Origin of the sequence: Xanthomonas sp. SHU 166 (assembly GCF_000364685.1) — a bacterium.
GTDB classification, from domain to species: Bacteria; Pseudomonadota; Gammaproteobacteria; order Xanthomonadales; family Xanthomonadaceae; genus Xanthomonas_A; species Xanthomonas_A sontii.
This window is the reverse complement of the sequence record NZ_AQOJ01000672.1, coordinates 1-1,075: the sequence shown is the minus strand read 5'-3', so window position 1 is coordinate 1,075 and position 1,075 is coordinate 1. Positions and strand designations below refer to the sequence as shown.

1 protein-coding gene is annotated in these 1,075 nt (G+C 72.6%); it reads left to right on the top strand.

Annotated elements, in window-relative coordinates:
• On the top strand, nt 1–1,075 hold a 1,075-nt coding region (locus D180_RS15965), incomplete at both ends, for an ABC transporter permease (protein ID WP_017913586.1).

Sequence of the window (1,075 nt, the reverse complement as noted above, 5' to 3'; positions counted from 1 at the left end):
GCGGGCGCGGCGGCTGGAGCCTGCAGGCCGGCCGCCTCGGCCGTGTCCTGGTGATCGCGCAGGTGGCCATCGCCGTGGTGCTGCTGATCGGCGCGGCCCTGTTCACCCGCACCCTGCAGAAGCTGGCGGAGGTGCCGATGGGCTTCGAGAGCCGCTCGGCGGTGGTGTTCACCCTGGCGCCGGTGAAGGAGCGCTACGTCACCGCGGCCGATGCGGTGGAGCAGACCCGGCGCATCGTCGCGCGGCTGCAGCAGGTGCCGGGCATCGACCGCGTGGGGGTGTCGACCAATCCGCCGACGGCGACGCGGTTGAGCTGGAGCGTGGAGATCGATGGCGCGCCGTCCGTCGACAGCCAGTACCGGTTGGCCACGCCGCAGTTCCTGGAGGTCTTCCGCATTCCCTTGCTGGCCGGGCGCGGGATTGCCGACAGCGATGTGGCCGGAGGCGAGCGGGTCTGCGTGGTCAGCGCCAGCTTCGCTGCGCGTTACCTGCACGGGCAGGCGCTCGGCAAGATCGTCAGCTTGCCCGACGACGGCGGCGACCAGCGCGTGTCGATGCGCGTGGTCGGCGTGGTCGGCGACGTGCGCCACACCAGCCCGGCCGAGCCACCGGAGCCGACCGTGTACCAGCCGCTGGCACAGATGAGCGAGCCGATGTGGCAGATCCTCCGCGGCTTCGGCGCGCTGACCTATGCGGTGCATCTGCGGGCCGGCGCACTGGGTGCCGACGAGCGCGCGCTGCGTGCCGCCATCGACGAAGTGGCGCCACAGCAGCCGATCGCCGAGCTGCAACCGATGCAGGCGCTGGTCGCCAGCACCACCGGCGAACAGAAGCTCAACCTGCTGCTGGTGGGGCTGTTCGCGGGACTGGCTTTGTTGCTGGCGGCGGTCGGCCTGTACGCGGTGATGGCGGTGGCGGTGGCCGCGCGCCAGCACGAGTTCGGCGTGCGCGCCGCGCTCGGCGCACCGCCGGCACGGCTGCGCCGGCAGGTATTGGGCGAGGCCGGCGTGCAGATCGGCGTGGGCCTGCTGCTGGGCCTGGGCGTGGCGATGGCGCTGTCGCGACTGTTGCAGCG